Raw genomic sequence first — 19,845 nt, 5'->3', positions numbered from 1 at the left:
CACGAAACGTTGTACGATCTAAGTTAAATGGGATATGTCCTCATGGCAATGATCACAAAACTGACACTTAGAAACAGGCATACTCCGAAATACAATTTGTTATATTTAAATTCCCGAATACCACAGGCAGCAAACAGCATCGCGAGGTTCAACAACAATAAACTTATATTTACATATCCAGTCATCGCCAATACAAGATTAATTGTAAATACCGTAAAAACCGCAATGAGCCACTTGGGATACATACTCAATTGAGCCCGAATTGCATTCATGAACAATCACCTTCCTCTATTCCCATATTATACATAAATATTAAGATAGAGTCATTCCAAAGTATGATATCTACATGACGATGCTGCTACTAACATATACAACAAATGGTAGTGGCATGGGAACAGACGTGCTATAATTAATCTTATGGACTTTGAATAACGGTGGATGTTTTCCAGATCACGGCGCAGCTTCCCGAAAGGGGGTGACGTCGATGGTCAAACTTGTGGCGTTGCTTGATGTGATCCGATGGATTGCTGCGATCCTCAGTCTAGTGCTGAGTATCCGAAAGCTTTACCGTTGGTTGCGCAAAAAGTTTCGTAGCAAGCGAAAACCCACCTCATAAGGTCGGAAGCCTGACGGTGGGTTTCGCTTGAATAGCATTATTTAGTTCATGCGCGCCGTGGCAATCCACAGCCTTTCGGGTCCTAAGAGTCTTTACCGTTGGTAGCGGTAAAGGCTCTTTATAGTATATGACCGAACCCGATCACCATATACTTCACGAATGTAATATATCAATTAATATACTACTGAATACTTATGTAGTCAGTATAACACAGCTCTGGACAGAAGTTAAATTAAGTTAAATTAAGTTAAATTAAATTAAATTAATTTAACTATTGCGCTTGGCAGAATCGTTTCAGCTCAAACATTCAGTCATCTTCAAGCAGGAGTAGTTGAAGACACAAGTCGCTCGGATAACGTTGACAATGAAAAACGCCCTCTCCTACGCAGGCTTCAACCTGACGCAGACAGAGGACGTTATTATTTCGGCTATTACTTCACGAATCCAAGCAGCATTTCACGAATCATCTTGGCAGCCACAATCTGTGTCTGTTGTGTTGGATCATAGATCGGTGCTACCTCAACCAGATCACAACCGACTACATTCACATCAGATCCTGCAATCATGTGGATTGCTTCCAGCAGTTCTTTGGACGTAATGCCTCCCGCTTCTGCTGTACCTGTTCCAGGCGCCGCAGAAGGATCAAGCACATCGATGTCGATCGTCACGTAAACCGGACGGTTGCCCATTTTCGGAAGAGCTTCCTTCATTGGAGCTGCCACTTCAAACGGATAGAAGTTGATGTTCTCGTGACCATACTGGAACTCCTCACGGGAGCCGGAACGAATTCCGAACTGGTAAATGTTTTTGCCACCCATCAACTCAGCTGCTTTACGCACTGGCGTGGAGTGGGATAACGGCTCACCTTCATAGTTTTCACGAAGGTCTGCGTGTGCATCAATATGGATCAGGATGAGATCCGGGTATTTTTTGTACATTTGTTGGATAACCGGCCATGTAACCAGATGCTCACCACCGAGACCAACAGGGAATTTGTCGTCAGCCAGCAGGCCGCCGATGTATTCATGAATCACTTCAAGGCTGCGTCCAGCGTTGCCGAAAGGCAAGAGCAGGTCACCAGCATCAAAGTAAGTCATGTCCACAATACTTTTATCGAGATACGGGCTATACTCCTCGAGTCCAACCGATGCTTGACGGATATGAGATGGGCCGAAACGGGAACCCGGACGAAAGCTAACGGTGTAATCCATCGGCATACCATAGATAACTGCTTTGGAGTTCTCATAATCCTCAGAGCTGCAAATAAATACGTTTCCTGAATAAGCTTGATCCAGTTTCATTAATGATTTCCCCTTTATTTCGTCAAGTCTTCCACAAATTTAGGAAGAACGAATGCTGCTTTATGCAAACGTGGCGAGTAGTATTTGGTATCCATCTCTGGAATTTGTGTCTCATCCACTTCAAGTGGATCATGTTTCTTGCTGCCCATGGTAAATGTCCACAAACCACTTGGGTATGTCGGAATGTTACAACCGTACACATGTACGATGGGGAAGATTTCTTTGACATCTTTGTTTACCTGTTGGATCAGGTCCGCTTTGAACCAAGGGTTGTCCGTTTGAGCAACGAAGATTCCGTCTTCTTTCAGTGCTTCGTAGATGCCTTGGTAGAAACCGCGCTCAAATAATGGAGCAGCCGGGCCTACAGGCTCCGTGGAGTCTACGATGATTACATCGTATTCATTTTTATGTTCTATAATATGCATGTAGCCGTCATTCACGAGTACTTCAACATTTGGCTCGTCCAGTTTACCGGCGATTTCAGGCAGATATTTTTTGGAATATTCAATTACTTTCCCGTCGATTTCGACGAGGACCGCTTTTTCTACAGCCGAGTGCTTGATGACTTCACGGATTACTCCGCCGTCTCCGCCGCCCACAACCAGAACTTTTTTCGGATTCGGGTGAGTGTTCAGTGCAGGGTGGGCTGCCATTTCGTGATAAACGAACTCGTCCCTCACTGTGGTCATCACCATACCGTCAAGCAGCAGCATGTTACCGAATTCCTCGGTTTCTACCATAGCCAAATCTTGAAAATCCGTCTTTTCGCTTACATACGTTTGCTTAATCTTCGCGGTGATCCCGAATGCCGGGGTCTGTTTCTCCGTAAACCACAATTCCATGATCTCTACCTTCTTTCCGTAAAGTTAATGATCAGCCATACCCGACAAAGTGCTGTGCACTATCGGTTCGCCCAAGCACGTCCAGCGTTCGGCGCCATATAGCGTTATGGTTGCTGGCTGCGGGAAAGGTCCGCGTTTCACTTCATTAATATAGATTAAAAATTGACCAGGCGTGCGTAGTGTCAGACTGATCAACGAATCAATGACCATTGGTGTTGTTCGTCTTTCCATACCTTTGTATATTGTGCCGAACGGCTACTTTTCATTACCCTTTTGCATTATACGCGATTGACGTTTATACTGCAAAACGGTTTTTTTAGCGAAAATGCTACATTTTATAGTCGTGAGCAACCGATTGAATATCCCTGTCAATTGAATCCCATACTGGAAAGAAAAGAAAGGAGCCCGTTTCATGACCCAAACACGCCAGAAGACCCGCAAACGCGGGTTCCGTTTATGGAAATGGTTCAAAACTCTATCCCTGTTAGCTTTGCTTGGTGTGATTGCTACCGTTGCGGGATTAGTCTATTTATACGCTACCAGCCTACCGTTGGCCGACTCGGATCGTAACTCCAGACTGCTGGACAGCCAAGGTGAAGTTATCGCTACCTTCTCTGCGGGTGGGAAAGACTCCGTACCCGTACGGTTGGAAGACATCTCTCCTGATCTGGTCAACGCCACTCTATCTATAGAAGACCGTAAATTCTATGATCATTATGGCTTCGACATCCAAGGAATGGGGCGGGCAGTACTCGTTAATCTGGAGCATATGCGGATGTCACAGGGTGCCAGTACACTAACCCAACAGCTGGCGCGTAATCTGTATTTATCTCATGAGAAAACATGGACCCGCAAAGCCAAAGAAGCCATGTACACAGCACAATTGGAGATGAAGTACAGCAAGGATGAAATTTTGCAGATGTATCTGAACGAAATCTATTACGGCCATGGAGCTTACGGAATCGAAGCTGCTTCGCGGATGTATTTTGGCAAACCGGCCAAACAGCTAACCCTTGCCGAAAGCGCCATGCTCGCTGGTATTCCGAAAGGTCCAACCTACTATTCCCCCTATAATCACATGAAAAATGCCAAGGATCGGCAGAAGATTGTATTGAATGCCATGGCAGATATGAACAAGATTACACAGAATGAAGCGGACAAGGCCTATGAGGAAATGCTCTCTTTCAAGCCGGAAAGTGAACGCAAAACGGTGGAAAGTGCCCCTTATTTCCGGGATTATATTCGGAATCTCGCGATCAAGGAGCTGGGAATTAGTGAAGCGATGCTGGATCATGGGGGATTAAATATATACACAACACTGGATATGCGTGTACAAAAGTCTGCTGAAGACGCCGTAGCCAAGGGTATGGACGCCAAAAGTGACCTGGAAACCGCCCTTGTGTCCATTGATCCTCGCACTGGTTATATCAAAGCAATGGTGGGCGGCAAAAATTATCGCACCAATCAGATCAACCATGCACTGGCGTCCACCCGCCAGCCTGGTTCGGCTTTTAAACCGATTATGTATCTGGCTGCCCTAGAATCCAAACAACTCACCAGTGCATCCATGTTCAACAGCGAACCTACATTGTTCCATTATGACAATGATCGCAAAACCTATAAACCCGGCAACTTTGGAGACAAATATTTGGGCGAAATTGATCTCAGGCAGGCAATCGCTGCTTCGGACAACATCTATGCAGTAAACACCATCATGCAGATCGGACCTGAGCAGGTTGTGAATATGGCGAAAAATCTCGGTATTACGAGCGATCTGAGTGCAGTGCCCTCTCTGGCACTCGGCACCTCACCCGTAAGTCCGCTGGAGATGGCTTCAGCCTTTTCCGTTATTGCCGCTGGTGGACAACGGACCCCTCCCGTCGCCATTCTGCAAGTGACGGATGCCGCAGGACGAATACTTTATGAAGCACCGCAGACCAAAGCCGAGACTGTGGTTGAACCAGCCGCCGCCTATGTACTGACACGTTTAATGGAAAGTGTCTTCGAAAATGGTGGAACAGGTAACCGCGTATCTGCGACTATTAAACGCCCGGTAGCCGGTAAAACGGGAACAACAAATACGGATGCCTGGCTAGTCGGGTTCACACCTGAGCTGTCCACGGCTGTCTGGGTCGGTTACGATCAGGGCAAAATCATTACCACTTCGGATGGTCGCCGTGCAGCACCGATGTTTGCCCAGTTTACAGAACAGGCTCTAGCGAGTGTTCCACCAAAGATTTTCTCCGTACCGGATAACGTTGTCAGTGTATACATTGATCCCGAATCCGGCAAACTGGCGGGTAATGGTTGTGCCGAGAAACGACTGGAAGTATTTATTGGCGGCACTGAACCGACGGAGGTCTGCCGCAGCGCTTCAGACAATTCAGATTCCACGAGCGACGATAAAAGTCGGGAGGTACAGAATCAACAGGGAATACAACAAGAGAAACATTCATGGTGGAAGGATTTCAAACGCTGGTGGGTCGAATAACGAAAGTGACGCAACTACGTAGCGACGTAGTTGCGTCAGCACACCTGGCTGTAGTTTAAGCACATTCCTGCATAAATAACCATTTACTCTCCACCAACACCTATCGTCAAATAAGTAAAAGCCCCGAACCGACATTCTCGGTCACGGGGGCTTTTACTTATTCATTTTGAACAAGTTTGAACAAAAAAATTTAGGCGAGTGCTTCCTTCAACTCATCCGGGGAGGCATTCCACCATTCTTCATTGTGTGTAATCAACAACGTCTTAAGCGCTGCACGATCTTCCGGTCCAAGCTCATCCAGCATGAAACGGCGCTTCATGGCATAATCCATGCGGTTCACATGTTCCGCCAGCACTTTCCATCCGCGTCTCGCTTCTGTATCAATCCACATCTCACATGCCGTTGCTCCACCATACAGTTGCCCTTGCTCCGTGCGATCCACAGCTACCCATACCAACCATACCTGACGTCCGTTGGGTACATCCTCACGATTGGTCGAGAACTTGATATTGCGCTCCACCTTGCTCTTCGCATGCATCGCACCGACATCAATCTTCGCTTCGCCGTTATCAATAATAACCGGTGAAAGGTTGTTCAGATCAATGGAGCCTGCACCGAAACCTTTGTGTTTGCTTTTTGCACTAACGATATTCAAGGCAATCTGTTTTTTGCCGTTTTGCTCGTTTTGGTCCATATTTATAGCCTCCAAGGGTTGATACAAATATTTTAACTAATAATCGTCCCAATGCAAACATATACATGCTGTAGATGCTTGTCAACGGGAGGTATTAAACGATGATTCCACGACGCGCCAAAAGCTGGCTCACCGCAATTATAGCCCTGTGTATACTTACCGGAGGGATCTGGCTAGCTCTGGGTTCCACACGCTCTACTCCATCCGATCTACCTGCGCTCGCACCGGAATCGGGCAAGCCTCCAGCAAAGGTAAAAATCCCAGCACCTCCAGAAAGTGTACAAATACCTACTGCTGAAGTGTACAGCAACCGTGTAGTGGAGTACCACATGGATGTGAAGCTGGTGGACGAGAATGTACTCCAAGGTACCCAGACAATAACCTGGACACATCCAGGCAAGAAAACCGTCAGTGAGCTGTATTTTCACCTGTATCCCAATGCCTTCTCCTCTGCAGACACCACTTTTATGAAAGAATCTGGTGGGAAACTCCGCGGTGATGTCATGCCCACGAACGGTTACGGTTCCATGAACATTACAGAAATGAAAACAGAGGACGGGCTTTCTCTCTTGCACCGGATGCAGTATGTGCAACCGGATGACGGAAATATAAAAGATACCACCCTAATCAAGGTGCGGCTGCCCAAACCCGTCAAAGGCGGCGAAAGCATCACACTACGCACCCGATTTGAGGTCAACCTCCCCAAAATCTTTGCCCGCATGGGAACGGCGGATGATTTTGTAATGGCAGGTCAATGGTTTCCCAAACTTAGCGCATACGAACCCAAAGGCACGCGAGGACGGACAGCCGAGGGATGGAATTTGCATCAGTATCACGGAAATTCGGAGTTTTACGCCGATTTTGGTATCTATAGTGTGCGTATTCGGGTACCCGAAACATACAAAGTAGCCGCTACCGGATTCCCGACCCAGCCCGCCGCGGTGAAGAACGGCGAGAAAATCTATCAATTCTATGCCGATGATGTCCATGACTTTGCCTGGGCAGCCTCTCCTGATTTTGTATATGCCGAGGAACCCTTCTCCGCTCCCAATGTGCCAGGTGTAAGAATCAAACTGTATCTAGATCCCGCCCATCAGGATCTGAAGGAACGTTATTTCTATGCCGCCAAGGCAGCACTGACGAATTATAGCAAGTGGTTCGGTCCTTATCCTTACTCTACATTGTCCATCGTTGTGCCACCCAAAGCCGGCAATGGCGCCGGAGGTATGGAATATCCCACCCTGGTCACAGCCTTTGGGGCTGATGATGCCACTCCAGGCTATGACTTGGAACGTACAGTGGTCCATGAGATTGGACATCAATACTTCTATGGCATGTTAGCGAGCAATGAATTCGAAGAGGCTTGGCTGGATGAAGGATTCACCTCGTATGCAGAAGACAAATTAATGGAAAAGGAATACGGGCTCATCCCGAACCTGCCTGTGCAATCAGGTCTCATTACATCTCCTGCTTCACTCACACAAGAGTCCTGGAAGTATGATTCACAGAATCATTATGCGGCCAACGTCTACACTCGAGGCAAACTCGTATTGCTTGGGATCGAACAGCAAGTGGGTGCAAAAACGATGGAGCGCATCCTCTCTACCTATGTGAAGAAATATCGTTTCAAACATCCCACTTCCGCCGATTTCCAAAAGGTCGTGGAGCAAGTGACCCGCACATCCTGGTCCGATTATTTTGATCAATATGTGTATGGCAGCGGCATGACTGACTTTGCAGTGGAGAAGATTACGGTTACTCCTACCCATAAGGACAGCCAAACATTGTACGAGTCATCGGTCACGTTGGTGAAAAAAGGCAGTGATTACACGAAGGTGCCTGTTCGCATTGTTTTTGAAGATGGGCATATCCTTACCAAAGAATGGGACGGTAGCGAGAAGCGCATTACCTACAAATTGACACATACTTCTCCCGTTTCCTGGGCTATGACAGATCCATTATATACCATCGTGTTAGAGAATCGTCATATAAACAATTTTCTAAAAGCCGGACTGGATGAACCAACCCAATCTCGTTGGAGCATGAGCGCAACCAAAATTATAGAAGCCATATTCGGAAGTCTGTCATGGTGAGGTGGAGACAGTGAAAGCGAAAATACGTGAAGGCTGGTTTCTCGTTCGTCAGCATATGTTCATTGCAGCACTTATATTTCTCTATCAATTAATATGGGGGTATTTCCTCTATAGAATGGTAAAGTCGGCTGTTGTTCCGCTTCTCCTGCGTTATCCTGACCCTGATGCCGGGGAGCTGAGTACCCTTTTATTCAAAATGGAAAGCCAACTCAGCCTGTCAACGAATCCCGAGGTACATCGCTATCTGTGGATTCTAGGGGCCATGCTGCTGCTTCGCATGCTGATCAGCCCCCTGATTCAGGCGGGATTGTTGTACTCACTCCAACACTTTAATCATACAGAAGAACGAATTCCTTTTGTTCGTGGTATCCAAAATCTATGGAAACCGATGCTCCTGCTGCACGCTATCCGAACATTATTGTTGCTACTGCCGGCCTACTGGCTTGTACCAAAACTCTATTCCATCTTTATGGATGGTTTTCATTCCCTCCAGCTACTCTTGCCTGGTATCCCTTACGTTGCTGGGTGGATCGTATACGGGTGGGTGATCCATCATGCCCTGCTCTACATGCAGTTTGGTGTCTCGGCCCCTGACGGAGAAGGTGGAGTGCGTGGTACGTTTCAGGCACTATGGATCGCATTACGTCATGTCTTCACTCTAATCGGTATTGCTATGCTTCTAGGTGGACTTCACCTGCTGGTCTTTGGTGCGTTTACTTCAGCTTCATGGTTAGTAACTGGCTTAACTGGTCTTATACTACAACAAACGTATCCACTTGCCAGATGCCTACTGAGCCTATGGAAAATATGTGCTCATTTCCGGTTATGGCAGTCTAAGTCGGTCAAAGGTTAACATGAACGGTTAAAAAATGGTTACCATTCTATGTAAAGTTACGTTCATTAAACGCTGCTATACAAGCAAACCTCGACCTTTCCCCGTCAAAGGTCGAGGTTTTTTTTGCTAATTTTGTTGCTAAACGTTGCCAAAGCAGCACACCTCTGTTACAATAATCGCAGTGAGTTTTTAGTAACAACTTTGTAATCTTTACATTCATATTTGTAACTACTTAAAATTTAATCGTCATTTCTTGATTTCGCAGGTGCATAACTAGCATAGCCAAATTCCTGGCACCTGGGAAGCGGGGGAACCAGTTATGGGTGAATTGATCTTGCAACAGAGGGATCATAGGGGACCTTCAACCGAATCCTTAAGCTAACCTCGCAGGCATTGGAAGGGGTATATCTCTTGTTAAAAAAGAAATTAACCGCAGCTGTACTTAGTATAACATTCGCACTATCGCTTGGTGCAGGTAGCGCATTCGCAGATTCAAAGATGGACCAAGTAATCGATTCAGCTAAGGGTACTACATATAAAAGCGGAGGAACAACGCTTGACGGTTTTGACTGCTCTGGGTTCACACGGTATGTATTTGACAAGCTGGGCATTGATTTGGCACGCCAATCCAGTTCCCAATTTGACATGGGCGACTCCGTGTCTCGTATGGAAATGAGACCGGGTGATTTGGTATTCTTCAACACAACAGGCAAAGGAGTCTCGCATGTAGGGATCTTCGTAGGAGATGGGAAGTTCGCACACTCTTCTTCTTCCAAAGGGGTTACGATCAGTGCTTTGAGTGAGAACTACTGGGCTAACCGCTATGTTGGCGCTAAACGGATTATGAGCACGGACGCATATGAATCAGTAGCCCTCGACTAGGGGTAAGCTGAGTAACATCATGCTGTAACCAATAACTATACTGTAACGAAGCATAACAGCACCGCCCGGTACATTCTTCGCAGGAATGTATCCGGCGGTTTTTTTGTGCTTCCATTCCTGATCAACTACATCAATTATGCTATAAACACCACTGCACTTGATCAGTCATTTGGTGCTTTATCGTCCGTGCCCTTATGATATTTTTACCCATCCTACTATAATATAAACGGAATTAACGGAACTTTTGTTTCACTTTTTTTCACTGAAATGAAAACTTGCCAAATGAATGCCTCTTTTGTAGAGTAAAAACAGGTCTAGCTATGGAATGACATATCGGATGAACGAATATAGATCATGAACAGCCTGTTCACAATGAGAGGAGCGTACAGTTGTATGGATGAAGCCCCTGTGACGTTTCACGTTGTGCCCATGCAAGAAGAACATGCGGAGCAAATCTGCAATTGGCAGTATGATCCGCCTTATAATATGTATAACTGGCTACCCTGGGAGCAAATGAAGGCACTCGAAGTTGAATTTGGGGATGCCCGGCTGCGGGATGAACAATATGCCGTGGTACTGGGAGAAGATCATCAGATCTGCGGATTCGCTCAGTATTTTCCACTGGGAGGTGTGACCCGCATTGGACTTGGCATGCATCCCGAACGCTGTGGTCATGGTCAGGGGGCGGCTTTTGTATCGGCTATTGTGAAGGAAGCCATTCGCCGGAATCCTGCGGACGAAATTGATCTGGAAGTGTTAACCTGGAATGATCGGGCCATTCGTGTTTATCACAATGCTGGATTTGTCACACAGGATACATACGAACGACAAACACCGAGTGGGCTACAATGTTTTTACTGCATGGTCTATGAAGGTCCACGCGCATAAAATGGGCCATGAAATCGCCGAAAAGTCCCCGGTTATGTGATTCGTTCAAAAAATTACCACAAAATGCTATGATGTGGCTACAGGTTCCGTTATAATGATAGGGATAGTTTCAGGTTAGATGATCTTTCATTCTGGAGGGGACTTAAGGGATGCACAAGTGGATCATGAGCGGGGTATTTTTTGCAGCGTGCGCTTTAGCTATTGTACTAATGTTTACGCTTCCAGGGAAAGAGGAGGTTGCAGAGGAAGCGAAACCGACGATGCCGCAAGTTGCATTGGATGCAGGACAGGCTGAAGCACTGGTCAAGGCCAATTGTATTTCCTGTCACGGGGATCAGCTTCAGGGGGGCGTAGGCCCTAGTCTGCAGAAAATTGGAAGTCAGGACGACGTGGAGAAGATATACTCCACGATCATCAAAGGTAAAGGCAGCATGCCATCCTTTAAGGGCAAGCTGAAAGAAGAAGAAATTGCTAATGTCGCCATGTGGTTAGCTGAGAAGAAATAATTCGAGGCTATCATGTGTACTCCGAAGTAACTCAACGTTGAACGTATAAAGTAGCTGAAGTATTCGGAGTTAAATAATGACCGTTCACAGAAAGAGGCTCTTATTCCCCTGCCGGGAGAGTAAGAGCCTCTTTCTATATAATATATTCACATAATCAACGCGCAGGATACTCAGGAGTTTCCCTGAATGATCCATGGCCAATCCGTGATGTGCTGTTATACACTGCTAGTCCTGTGGTTCCATTCCTGAACAGCTAGAGAATTACTGTCCTTTTGCCTTCTGTTCGGCAAGAAAGGCCTGCACTTCATGTGCGGACGGCATCCCGGACTGGGCGCCGAGCTTTGTCACGGATAACGCAGCCGCGCCCATGGCGAAGCCTACGGCCGCGTCCAGCGTCTCGCCGCGCGCGAGGGCTACCGCCAGCGCGCCGTTGAAGCAATCGCCAGCGCCGGTCGTGTCGACGGCGCTTACGGCGTAACCGGGCGCACGGCACGCGCCAGTACGCCCTGCTTGTACGCGGCCACCAGGCGCCGCCGCGTAAACAGCCCCCTCGGGGCCGAGCGTCGTGACGACAGCGGCCCCGAGGGATGCGGCGAGCTCTGCGACCGCCGCATCCACGTCTTCCGGCCGGAGATCATCGCGGCCGGTGAGCACGGCGAGCTCGCTGCGATTCGGCGTGACAACGTCGACGCACCGCAGGAGCTCTTGGGGCAGACCTGGCACCGCGGGAGCCGGGTTGAGCACTACCAGTGCGCTGCCTTCAGCCGCCAGTTGGGCGGCGCGGGTGACCGCAGGCAGCGGAATCTCCAGCTGCAGCAGCACCGCTGCGGCTGCAGTCAGGCTTTTTACCGTATTCGCGTCCTCCAGCATTGCAGGCACAACTCGCCCGTTCGCTCCGGGAATGACAATAATCCGATTATCTCCTTTTGAGAGCCAGATGGAAGCCGTACCTGTAACGGTGTCATCCAGAATCCGAACCTGCGAAGCATCTGCCCCACTTTCGGTTAGACTTTGCAGCAGACGCTCACCAAAACCATCTGAACCTACCGCTCCAATCATCGTTGTCTGTCCGCCGAGTCGTGCAGCCGCAACAGCCTGATTGGCACCTTTGCCACCCGCCAGATAGTGCAGCTCCTCCCCACTTACCGTCTCTCCCTCTTCCGGAATCGTATCGGTCTTCACCACTAGATCCATATTGAGGCTGCCAACGACAGCAATAAGAGGTTTGTTCTGATCATAGTCTGACATGTGTGCTTCACTCATTTCCGGCAGTGCGATAATAACCGATTCTGGTTATTCCGACCTCATTTTCTCAAAAGCCTCGTTGTATTGCTGCGCTTCCTTAATATCTACAGATGTTATGCCGCCGTCATCCCATGACGTCAAACGCAGCGTAACCGTTGTATAATCAATCGTAATAAAAGGATGATGATTAAATGCTTCCGAGATCGCTGCGACCTCGTCCACAAACGCAATCCCTTTCATATAGTTGGAAAATACGAACTTGCGGACAATCCACCGTCCCTCTTCCAGTTCCCAGCCCTCCAGTCTTCCCAGATGAGCTTCGACTTCCTCTTGCGAAAAAACCATGCGTTATCTTCCTCCCCATATGATGACACCTCATGGGCACCCGCCCATGCTGCCACCGAAACCTTTGGTGTTACCCACATAAACCCAAACCCTCAAGTTCACCGCCTTGCGGTTCCCCCCATTTTCATGACTATCATCTTACCACGGACAAGTCCCAAAATCCAATATAACGAATGGCGTTAGGCCAATAGCCGTAAGGCTTTAAGGGGATTTCACAACTCTGTTTGCAGTGCGAAACATCCGATGTGCACACACTAAATTAGCGGTACAAATGTCAGTTCTTCTTCCCCAATCAAAATATGAATTCGGTGCTGGTCCTTATCATGAATAACGACTCCACTTCCTACCGGAATTACAGAATCCTCACCCAGTGCATAGAACAGATCTTCAGCCAATGCCTCGTCCACTTCGTGTTGCTCTGTTGCCCCCAGTCTCTCCCACTCTTCCGAGTCCATTTCAAAGAAAACATACCGATCCGGTATGCGTCCGATTGCCGTTGTCAAATCTGTCAAAATTCCTTCATAATCCCGTCCATGCTTTACGCCCATTGATTTTTCACTCCTATTCGGCCCCTAAGGAGCGGATTTGATCTTATTATACCTGAAAATAACCCTTAAAAAAAAAGGCCTTCTGGTCGATAAATAGTATATATGACCGTTTTAACTGTTTTAGCAACCGTAAGGAATGCCTAACGTTGAACGGATTGCGGCCAAACATTCGTCCGGAAGCCCGAATACAGCCGCTTGAAAGGATTCAATTTTATCTCATGGATGAGGTGTATGATGAACATTTCAACGATTATTGGACTAATTTTGGGGCTGGTCTCCCTTGTATTTGGTATGTTCTTGAAGGGTGCCCCCTTAATCAACCTGGTTAACAATCCCGCAGCCTACATTATTATCTTTGTTGGTACGGCAGGAACCATCTTTATCGCATTTCCGATGTCTGAAGTTAAAAAAATCCCTAAGCTTTTCGGGATTGTTTTCAAAAATCAAGTACTTATTGATCGCGTATCTCTGATCGGCACATTTATGGATTGGGCTTCCACTACCCGTCGTGAAGGTTTGCTTGCACTGGAATCAAAAGTAGAAGAGATTGACGATCAGTTCCTTCGTGGCGGTATGCGGATGATTATTGACGGCAACGATCAGGAATTTGTAAGTGATGTGCTCATGGAAGATATTCATGCTACAGAGGAGCGCCACCGTGGCAGTGCCTTGATCTTCGCTCAGGCGGGGATGTACGCACCAACGCTCGGGGTTCTCGGGGCCGTTGTAGGTCTCATCGCAGCACTTGCCGATCTCAGTGACATGGAGAAACTCTCCCATGCGATTGCGGCAGCATTTATCGCAACACTCCTTGGTATATTTAGTGGTTACGTGTTATGGCACCCGATGTCTAACAAGCTGAAGCGGATGTCCAAGCAAGAAATGGAGATCAAGCTGATGATGGTTGAAGGACTGTTATCCATACAATCCGGTGTCTCCACCATCGCCATCAACCAAAAGTTATCCGTATTCCTGACACCTTCCGAACGTAAACAACTGGAAGAGAAGGAGGGATCATCAGGTGAAAAAGGCTAAGAAGCACGAACCACATGAAGAGCATATAGACGAGAGCTGGTTGCTTCCCTATTCCGACTTGATGACCTTGTTGCTCGCTCTGTTCATTGTATTGTTCGGCATGAGTTCAATCGATGCAGCTAAGTTCGAGCAGATGGCTTCCGCACTAAACAGTGCATTGAATGGAGGTTCCGGTGTTTTGGATCATACGTCCATGAATCCTACGGAATCCAGCACAGACCTGGGTAAGAACAAAAAGGAACCTGAGGAAATCACCAAGAATGCGCCAGCTCAAATTACGGATTCGCAGATGGCTCAGAAAGAACAGGAAGACCTGGAGAAACTCAAAAAACGACTCGATAAATATATTCAAAAAAACGGGCTTTCCGATCAGCTCAATACCAAGCTGAATCAGTCTGAGCTCAAGATTACGATCAGTGATAAAGCCCTGTTCTCATCTGGACGGGCTGATGTTAAATCTGAGTCACGATCACTGGCTAAAGGCATCTCCAGCATGTTGCAGGAGTTCCCGGAATATGAAGTCGTCGTATCTGGTCATACCGACAATATTCCCATTTCGAATAGCCAATATAAGGATAACTGGGATTTGAGTGCCGATCGCGCACTGAATTTCCTCAAAATCCTGTTGTTGAATGAGACGCTGGACCCTGCCAAATTTACACCTAGTGGTTATGGAGAGTATCATCCGATTGCCAGTAACAAAACCAATGTCGGACGAGCTCAGAATCGGCGTGTAGAGGTTTCTATTATTCGTAAGTATCAAAGTAACAACACCGCTGTAAAAGCTGTTGGACAGGGAAAATAGAAGCTCTTGTAGCCAATAACGAAAGACCGCTCTCTTCATACCGAGATGAGCGGTCTTTTTTTTGTCTTTTTTCCTTACAAAAAGCTCTGCATCCCTTGAAGGGAAGCAGAGCTTGGGTGGGTTGAGATCTATTCCAGCGAATAGTCCAGCAGGCTGCCCAATTCTGACTTTTCCGCGGCTGTCAGCTCTCTCCAGGAACCCGAGGCCATTTCACCGAGATGAATGTTCATAATACGAATCCGCTTTAACGCCCGTACCTCGTAGCCAAATGCACTGCACATCCGGCGAATTTGACGATTTTTCCCCTCAGTTAATATAATGCGGAACACTCGATCGGATATTCGAGTCACGGTACAAGGCAGCGTCATTTCACCAAGAATCTTCACTCCTGTACTCATGCCTCTAAGGAAGATTGGCGTTACGGAGCGATCTACAGTGACAATATACTCTTTCTCGTGGCGTCCTTCTGATCTTAGAATTCGGTTAACGATATCTCCGTCGTTGGTCATCAGAATCAGACCTCCCGAATCCTTATCGAGCCTACCAATCGGGAAGATGCGCTCATTGTGGCCTACAAAATCAACGATATTACCTTGGATGTGCCGCTCAGTTGTACTGGTTATTCCAACAGGTTTATTCAACGCAATATATACGTGCTTTCTTTTTTCCTTAATGGGTTGTCCATTAATGCGTACATCGTCGCCTTCTTCTGCCTGACTTCCCAGCTCGGCTGTAACTCCATTAATGGTTACTTTACCGCTATCCACCAACTTGTCGGCTTCACGCCGGGAACAATAACCTGTTTCACTAATAAATTTATTAATACGCAAAAGGTAATCTCACCTCATCTATTTCTCATCGTTTGTAAGTTCGTTATCCGTCCTATTCTCTTCCTCTTCACTCTCCGGTTGTTTCTCGGAAGCAGGAAGATCGATAATGACGGTTGTTCCCTTGTTCATGACGCTTTTGATATCCATCATGCCCTTATGTGATTGAATAATTCGTTGGCTGACCATCAGACCAAGTCCCGTTCCTGATTCCTTATTCGTAAAGAACGGTTCTCCGAGTTTAGGCATCATTTCTTCTGGAATTCCGGTGCCCTCATCCCTGATTTCAATTCGGACCCGACCCAGCTTCTCATCATGTTTGAGCTTAATGTAGATATTACCTCCGTCCGGCATGGCCTCCATACCGTTCTTCAGTAAATTAATGAATACCTGCTTCAATTGATTCTCTTCACAGTGTACCATAGCTGAATCGGATGAAGCACGCAGTACAAATTCCACACCATGCAGATGAGCCTGACTATCCAACAGTGAAATGACATCTCCAAGAATGAAGCGAATATCCCGTTCCTGGAAGTGAACCGCCTGTGGCTTGGCTAATATTAAAAATTCACCCACAATGAGATTAATTCGATCCAGCTCGGACAGCATCAAATCCAAGTGACGATGATTAAGCTTATTCGTCTCTTGTTGAAGTTGAAGGAATCCACGTAAGGTCGTGAGCGGATTACGTATCTCATGTGCAACACCGGCCGCCAACTGGCCTACCGTTGTCAGTTTCTCTGAGCGTCTTAGCATTTCCTCCATGCGGTTACGGCTGGTAATGTCTCTTGATACACTAATCAGCGCAGTAATCTCGCCTGCTTCGTCTCTGACTGGCGCTGTACTAACACTAACTTCGACACGGCTGCCGTCTTTCTTCATCCATATCGTCTCATTGGATGTAATCGACTGCCCCTCAATCAGCTGCGCATGCTGCAATTTCATTTTCTCTTCAGTACCCGGAGGTATAATCTTTAACTTGCGGCCTTCAACTTCTCGGCCACGCCAACCGTACAATTGCTCAAAGGCCCGGTTTATCCGCAGTACGTTCCCGTCCAGATCCGTAATATGAATCGCATCAGCCGTTTGGTTAATGATCGATTCCAAATGTTCTTTGACCGCCCGGTTTTCCTCATACATCTGTTTCAAGCGATTCGTATAATGCCCCAGATTACGAATCATGGCATTAATGCGATTGGCTAACTGACCCAGTTCATCCTTCCTTTTGACTTTCAGGCGGAAATCGAAATGACCATCAGCCACATCGTTCACTTTGCCCAGAATGGATTGAATGGGGCGTGTAATGTATCCCGCAAGCAAATAACTGCCAAAGATCACGATCTCAAGCAACACAAGTGAAATCGAGGCATGGCTGACCAATTGTTCCGATACCATAGAGGATATTTGCTTATAATCCATAACAATACTGATCACATAAGAAGATTCATTCGGAGTGAATATCGGGATAAAACTTTTAAGTACCTTCTGATCATGAGTTTCACTGACAAAAGATACATTCTGCCCGGTACGGATTGCCCGTACAACCGCTTTGTGATCCTCTTCCGCCGCACCATATTGGTATGTGCCGAAACGAATGGGTCTGTTGTTCAACTTGCTATGGTTAATATCCCTTCCATCATCGTTCATGCTGGGACTGCCGAAAGTCAATGGATTGATCCCTGTAATCTCCAAAATAGAAGGATTAACTTCACGAATTTTGTTCAAAATTTCATCTGGACCAGAGATCTTCACATAGTCATCAACAGCAGCGTTATTATAAAAGGGATTAATTATGTAGTTTCTTTTCCCATCATGATAGTAACCCCAGATATCAATATCCGATGGACTTGATGTAGAGTATTCGAATCCATCTGACCAGAAATGATCCAATGTCTGCCCCTGCGAAATAGTAACCTGATGTTTCTCGAACAGCTGTTTAAACGCCTGATACCAATACGTCATGGATTTAGTGGACAATCCAATCTCTCTTGGATCAGAAGAGCGGGTAACGACAATATCGTCATCGGTCTGCTCCATTAACGAAATATGCGAGACACCCACCTTTTTACTCATGCGAACAAGCTCTTCATTTGTGATATTATTAATATTCGGGTCCAGTTCTTCTGCTGCCATTACAGCTGCCAGCCATAGATTGTTCCCAATCTGTCGTTTAACATATTCCGAACTGGACTGATTCTGTTCGACAGCAATTGCAATCTGTTTAGCCGTAAGCACCATCTTGTTTTCGCTGTCCTGCCTTAAATTCTCTTCTGTAGTATAATAACTCAGTGCAATATTCAAAACCAGAATGACGAGCACCGAGCACGACATAATCATGGATAATTTCGTTTTAATAGACAACTTTCTCGTTCACCTCTCGGCTTGTACCCTCTGGCGATATATGGCAAAACCTATATCCATCATAACTGTTGTATGCCTATTTGAAAAGGATAATTGACCCTAGTCCAAAAGTTACCGATTAGCTAAAAACCGCGAAATCCATTGTATTTTGTCTTTTGCATGCCTACAATGGGAATAATATCTAAAAACTATACACAAATCCACAGGCATGTGGATAATTTGTGTATAACTATGTGAGCAATCACTCGGTTATACACATAGTTATACACATCATGTTAACAACCCGAATATTTGTTCGCTGAATAAATGCTTTTGGAAGGAGTTTTATTGTAATGAAGGATCAAACTCTCCAACCTGATCTCTCGCATCTCTCGGAGGATGCTCAACACGAGTACTGGATGCGAGAAGCGATTGCTGAAGCACACAAAGCCGAAGCGCTTGGGGAAGTCCCCATCGGGGCTATCGTTGTTCAAGATAACCAAATTATTGGCCGAGGATACAATCTGCGCGAGACGACACTTGATTCCACAGCCCACGCAGAGATGGTTGCAATCCGGCAGGCCAGCGAAACCATCGGTGCATGGCGGCTGCTGGATTGCAGTCTTTACGTCACACTAGAGCCTTGTCCGATGTGTGCTGGTGCCATTGTGCAGTCGAGAGTCCCACGCGTTATCTATGGCACTGCAGATCCCAAGGCTGGCTGCGCAGGAACACTGATGAACCTGTTACAGGAGCCCCGTTTTAATCATCGAACCGAAGTTGTTCCTGACATCCTGCAGCTAGAGTGCTCCAACATGCTGACTCAGTTTTTTCGTCGCTTACGCAAAAAGTAGTGCTTAAAACATAGATAGAAAGGAAGTAACCTCATGCCAATTACACTTTACGACACCCCCAACGGTATAAGTCTTAGATTGCTCACTTTACAGGATACCGAAGCTTATCTTGATCTGATTCAGATTACACGTCTTCCCTATCAAGCTGTAGAACCTCTTCGGGATGACGAATTCTATACATTGCATGCGCAAACTAAACGCATTCAGGATAGAATGCAGGCCGCCGAGCAAGGGACAGGTTACCAATTCGGAATTTTCACAATTGATGAGGGCCTGCTGATTGGTCAGATTAGCTTGAACAATGTTGCTCATGGCGTTGCCAACTATGCAGACATGGGATACTTCATACACCCTGAGTACCAAGGCGGTGGACGAATGACCGCAGCCGTCAAACTAGCTGTGTCCTACGCCTTCCGTGCTCTGAAGTTAAATCGTGTTCAGGCTTCTATTCTTCTTTCGAACACAGGCTCCAAGCGTGTTCTGGAGAAAAACGGATTTCAGGCTGAGGGAATTGCTCGTAAATACCTCAAGATTAACGGGAAGTATCAGGATCATCAGATCTACGCTGTACTTGCTGAGGACTTGGCTGAATCGTTACAATAATCGAACCCACCGTTTCAGAGCCTCTACATATAATTAGAATCGGCTCGTAGATCAGGGTAGACCGTTTATCAAATTACAACAAAAAGCCGCCCGAC

21 protein-coding genes and 1 riboswitch are annotated in these 19,845 nt (G+C 46.7%); of the genes, 11 read left to right on the top strand and 10 right to left on the bottom strand.

Annotation, left to right across the window (positions count from 1 at the left end):
• Positions 1-23: 23 nt before the first annotated feature.
• Positions 24-272 carry a hypothetical protein gene (locus ACR32F_RS00575; protein WP_440115205.1) on the bottom strand — a complete coding sequence of 83 codons (249 nt, stop codon included), beginning with the start codon at positions 270-272 and terminating at the stop codon, positions 24-26.
• A gap of 212 nt (positions 273-484) precedes the next feature.
• Here ACR32F_RS00575 and ACR32F_RS00570 point away from each other — a divergent pair, with 212 nt between their 5' ends.
• Positions 485-616, top strand: coding sequence for a hypothetical protein (locus tag ACR32F_RS00570; protein ID WP_281189101.1), 132 nt, complete (start codon positions 485-487; stop codon positions 614-616).
• A 431-nt stretch (positions 617-1,047) separates the two neighbouring features.
• Here ACR32F_RS00570 and speB read toward each other — a convergent pair whose 3' ends face one another.
• The 3 genes from speB to ACR32F_RS00555 are packed head-to-tail and all read right to left on the bottom strand — an operon-like array spanning position 1,048 to position 2,990.
• Complete coding sequence (speB, locus tag ACR32F_RS00565) at positions 1,048-1,917, bottom strand: agmatinase (protein ID WP_440115203.1); 870 nt, start codon at positions 1,915-1,917, stop codon at positions 1,048-1,050.
• Between the two features lie 14 nt (positions 1,918-1,931).
• The gene (speE, locus tag ACR32F_RS00560; protein WP_440115201.1) at positions 1,932-2,759 is read right to left on the bottom strand and encodes a polyamine aminopropyltransferase; all 828 of its coding nucleotides are present in this window, start codon (positions 2,757-2,759) and stop codon (positions 1,932-1,934) included.
• Between the two features lie 24 nt (positions 2,760-2,783).
• Complete coding sequence (locus ACR32F_RS00555; RefSeq protein ID WP_440115199.1) at positions 2,784-2,990, bottom strand: hypothetical protein; 207 nt, start codon at positions 2,988-2,990, stop codon at positions 2,784-2,786.
• Positions 2,991-3,171: 181 nt separating this feature from the next.
• On the opposite strand from ACR32F_RS00555, the gene ACR32F_RS00550 reads away from it, so the two are divergent.
• Positions 3,172-5,250, top strand: coding sequence for a transglycosylase domain-containing protein (locus ACR32F_RS00550; RefSeq protein ID WP_440115197.1), 2,079 nt, complete (start codon positions 3,172-3,174; stop codon positions 5,248-5,250).
• A gap of 190 nt (positions 5,251-5,440) precedes the next feature.
• Here the strand turns inward: ACR32F_RS00550 and ACR32F_RS00545 are convergent, their stop codons facing one another.
• The gene (locus ACR32F_RS00545; RefSeq protein ID WP_440115195.1) at positions 5,441-5,944 is read right to left on the bottom strand and encodes a YwhD family protein; all 504 of its coding nucleotides are present in this window, start codon (positions 5,942-5,944) and stop codon (positions 5,441-5,443) included.
• Positions 5,945-6,045: 101 nt separating this feature from the next.
• Here ACR32F_RS00545 and ACR32F_RS00540 point away from each other — a divergent pair, with 101 nt between their 5' ends.
• From ACR32F_RS00540 to ACR32F_RS00520, 5 genes are all read left to right on the top strand, one after another.
• Positions 6,046-8,037 carry a M1 family metallopeptidase gene (locus ACR32F_RS00540; RefSeq protein WP_440115193.1) on the top strand — a complete coding sequence of 664 codons (1,992 nt, stop codon included), beginning with the start codon at positions 6,046-6,048 and terminating at the stop codon, positions 8,035-8,037.
• A gap of 10 nt (positions 8,038-8,047) precedes the next feature.
• On the top strand, positions 8,048-8,890 hold the full coding sequence (locus ACR32F_RS00535; protein ID WP_440115191.1) for a hypothetical protein: 843 nt from the start codon (positions 8,048-8,050) through the stop codon (positions 8,888-8,890).
• A gap of 252 nt (positions 8,891-9,142) precedes the next feature.
• Positions 9,143-9,280: riboswitch (cyclic di-AMP (ydaO/yuaA leader) on the top strand.
• A 3-nt stretch (positions 9,281-9,283) separates the two neighbouring features.
• Complete coding sequence (locus tag ACR32F_RS00530; protein ID WP_440115189.1) at positions 9,284-9,754, top strand: C40 family peptidase; 471 nt, start codon at positions 9,284-9,286, stop codon at positions 9,752-9,754.
• 393 nt (positions 9,755-10,147) lie between these two features.
• The gene (locus ACR32F_RS00525; RefSeq protein WP_440115187.1) at positions 10,148-10,642 is read left to right on the top strand and encodes a GNAT family N-acetyltransferase; all 495 of its coding nucleotides are present in this window, start codon (positions 10,148-10,150) and stop codon (positions 10,640-10,642) included.
• A 149-nt stretch (positions 10,643-10,791) separates the two neighbouring features.
• The gene (locus ACR32F_RS00520) at positions 10,792-11,148 is read left to right on the top strand and encodes a c-type cytochrome (protein ID WP_440115185.1); all 357 of its coding nucleotides are present in this window, start codon (positions 10,792-10,794) and stop codon (positions 11,146-11,148) included.
• Positions 11,149-11,409: 261 nt separating this feature from the next.
• Here the strand turns inward: ACR32F_RS00520 and rbsK are convergent, their stop codons facing one another.
• The 3 genes from rbsK to ACR32F_RS00505 all read right to left on the bottom strand — a co-directional run bounded on the left by rbsK (position 11,410) and on the right by ACR32F_RS00505 (position 13,286).
• Positions 11,410-12,396, bottom strand: coding sequence for a ribokinase (gene rbsK / locus ACR32F_RS00515; protein WP_440115183.1), 987 nt, complete (start codon positions 12,394-12,396; stop codon positions 11,410-11,412).
• A 45-nt stretch (positions 12,397-12,441) separates the two neighbouring features.
• Positions 12,442-12,738 carry a 4a-hydroxytetrahydrobiopterin dehydratase gene (locus ACR32F_RS00510; RefSeq protein WP_440115181.1) on the bottom strand — a complete coding sequence of 99 codons (297 nt, stop codon included), beginning with the start codon at positions 12,736-12,738 and terminating at the stop codon, positions 12,442-12,444.
• Positions 12,739-12,992: 254 nt separating this feature from the next.
• On the bottom strand, positions 12,993-13,286 hold the full coding sequence (locus tag ACR32F_RS00505; protein ID WP_440115179.1) for a hypothetical protein: 294 nt from the start codon (positions 13,284-13,286) through the stop codon (positions 12,993-12,995).
• A gap of 234 nt (positions 13,287-13,520) precedes the next feature.
• On the opposite strand from ACR32F_RS00505, the gene motA reads away from it, so the two are divergent.
• Both motA and motB read left to right on the top strand, forming a co-directional pair.
• Positions 13,521-14,321, top strand: coding sequence for a flagellar motor stator protein MotA (gene motA, locus ACR32F_RS00500; protein ID WP_211085594.1), 801 nt, complete (start codon positions 13,521-13,523; stop codon positions 14,319-14,321).
• Positions 14,308-15,126 carry a flagellar motor protein MotB gene (gene motB / locus ACR32F_RS00495; protein ID WP_440115177.1) on the top strand — a complete coding sequence of 273 codons (819 nt, stop codon included), beginning with the start codon at positions 14,308-14,310 and terminating at the stop codon, positions 15,124-15,126. Before motA ends, motB begins: the two co-directional genes overlap by 14 nt.
• Positions 15,127-15,254: 128 nt before the next feature.
• On the opposite strand, the gene ACR32F_RS00490 is transcribed toward motB, so the two are convergent.
• Positions 15,255-15,956, bottom strand: coding sequence for a pseudouridine synthase (locus tag ACR32F_RS00490; RefSeq protein WP_440115175.1), 702 nt, complete (start codon positions 15,954-15,956; stop codon positions 15,255-15,257).
• A gap of 18 nt (positions 15,957-15,974) precedes the next feature.
• Positions 15,975-18,314: a PAS domain S-box protein gene (locus ACR32F_RS00485; protein ID WP_440115173.1), complete on the bottom strand. Its 2,340-nt coding sequence runs from the start codon at positions 18,312-18,314 to the stop codon at positions 15,975-15,977.
• A gap of 332 nt (positions 18,315-18,646) precedes the next feature.
• Here ACR32F_RS00485 and tadA point away from each other — a divergent pair, with 332 nt between their 5' ends.
• Positions 18,647-19,147 carry a tRNA adenosine(34) deaminase TadA gene (gene tadA, locus ACR32F_RS00480; protein WP_440115171.1) on the top strand — a complete coding sequence of 167 codons (501 nt, stop codon included), beginning with the start codon at positions 18,647-18,649 and terminating at the stop codon, positions 19,145-19,147.
• Between the two features lie 33 nt (positions 19,148-19,180).
• A complete protein-coding gene (locus ACR32F_RS00475; protein WP_440115169.1) occupies positions 19,181-19,750 on the top strand; it encodes a GNAT family N-acetyltransferase in 570 nt (189 codons plus the stop codon).
• The last annotated feature ends 95 nt before the right edge of the window (positions 19,751-19,845 follow it).

It is taken from the genome of Paenibacillus hebaui, assembly GCF_051934385.1.
Lineage (GTDB): Bacteria > Bacillota > Bacilli > Paenibacillales > Paenibacillaceae > Paenibacillus.
This window is presented reverse-complemented; position numbering and strand designations above follow the sequence as displayed.

Coding starts and splice junctions, on each gene's coding strand:
- ACR32F_RS00575 (WP_440115205.1), bottom strand. CDS start 272: ATGAATGCAATTCGGGCTCAATTGAGTATGTATCCCAAGTGGCTCATT.
- ACR32F_RS00570 (WP_281189101.1), top strand. CDS start 485: ATGGTCAAACTTGTGGCGTTGCTTGATGTGATCCGATGGATTGCTGCG.
- speB (WP_440115203.1), bottom strand. CDS start 1,917: ATGAAACTGGATCAAGCTTATTCAGGAAACGTATTTATTTGCAGCTCT.
- speE (WP_440115201.1), bottom strand. CDS start 2,759: ATGGAATTGTGGTTTACGGAGAAACAGACCCCGGCATTCGGGATCACC.
- ACR32F_RS00555 (WP_440115199.1), bottom strand. CDS start 2,990: ATGGAAAGACGAACAACACCAATGGTCATTGATTCGTTGATCAGTCTG.
- ACR32F_RS00550 (WP_440115197.1), top strand. CDS start 3,172: ATGACCCAAACACGCCAGAAGACCCGCAAACGCGGGTTCCGTTTATGG.
- ACR32F_RS00545 (WP_440115195.1), bottom strand. CDS start 5,944: ATGGACCAAAACGAGCAAAACGGCAAAAAACAGATTGCCTTGAATATC.
- ACR32F_RS00540 (WP_440115193.1), top strand. CDS start 6,046: ATGATTCCACGACGCGCCAAAAGCTGGCTCACCGCAATTATAGCCCTG.
- ACR32F_RS00525 (WP_440115187.1), top strand. CDS start 10,148: ATGGATGAAGCCCCTGTGACGTTTCACGTTGTGCCCATGCAAGAAGAA.
- ACR32F_RS00520 (WP_440115185.1), top strand. CDS start 10,792: ATGCACAAGTGGATCATGAGCGGGGTATTTTTTGCAGCGTGCGCTTTA.
- rbsK (WP_440115183.1), bottom strand. CDS start 12,396: ATGTCAGACTATGATCAGAACAAACCTCTTATTGCTGTCGTTGGCAGC.
- ACR32F_RS00510 (WP_440115181.1), bottom strand. CDS start 12,738: ATGGTTTTTTCGCAAGAGGAAGTCGAAGCTCATCTGGGAAGACTGGAG.
- ACR32F_RS00505 (WP_440115179.1), bottom strand. CDS start 13,286: ATGGGCGTAAAGCATGGACGGGATTATGAAGGAATTTTGACAGATTTG.
- motA (WP_211085594.1), top strand. CDS start 13,521: ATGAACATTTCAACGATTATTGGACTAATTTTGGGGCTGGTCTCCCTT.
- tadA (WP_440115171.1), top strand. CDS start 18,647: ATGAAGGATCAAACTCTCCAACCTGATCTCTCGCATCTCTCGGAGGAT.
- ACR32F_RS00475 (WP_440115169.1), top strand. CDS start 19,181: ATGCCAATTACACTTTACGACACCCCCAACGGTATAAGTCTTAGATTG.